The following is a 530-nucleotide window of genomic DNA, read 5'->3' on the forward strand; positions in this document are numbered from 1 at the left end:
GGTCGGCCGATCGACATGATCCTCGGGTCAGACGTACTAGCGGGTGGCTGCCTGGCGCTCGATTTCACGACACGGCGGTTTGCATTTGAGAAGACCGCCAGCTTTGTGGGGGGTCCGGAATGGACTGTACTTCCGCTCGGGCACGGGGCCAAACGGGAATTGTTTGTGCTCGCGTCCATCGCCGGACTGGACCCGGTGCCGCTGATGCTCGATTTCGGCAGTTCGTCGGCGTTGATGCTATCCTCCGCCTATATCGAGGCGCACTCCGTTCTCGTCGGCAAGACCGTCTCCACCGCCGCCCTTGGCGGGGTCGAGGGAGTGCAAATCGTCAAGGCCTTCGTTGCCGACAAGGTGAGCCTGGGCGCGCTCTCGAGCGCCTTAGTTCCGGCGCTCGCCCTTGATCGGTGGACCTCGGTGAGCACGGTAGGGAATGTGGGGATGCCGTTGCTCGGACAATTCGACATCGTACTGGACGTGTCTCAAGGACAGTTGTGGTTGCGTTCCGCCCCTCCTCGGGCGCGCCTGCCGAT

At 63.0% G+C, this 530-nt stretch carries 1 protein-coding gene; it reads left to right on the forward strand.

What is annotated here, in order from left to right; all coding sequences use genetic code 11:
- Nucleotides 1–165 precede the first annotated feature (165 nt).
- The coding region (locus tag AACY52_RS29950; protein WP_339561324.1) for an aspartyl protease family protein at nt 166–530 on the forward strand (365 nt) is incomplete at its 3' end.

The sequence above is a fragment of the Pseudomonas sp. EA_65y_Pfl1_P113 genome (assembly GCF_963970525.1).
Classification (GTDB): domain Bacteria; phylum Pseudomonadota; class Gammaproteobacteria; order Pseudomonadales; family Pseudomonadaceae; genus Aquipseudomonas; species Aquipseudomonas tritici.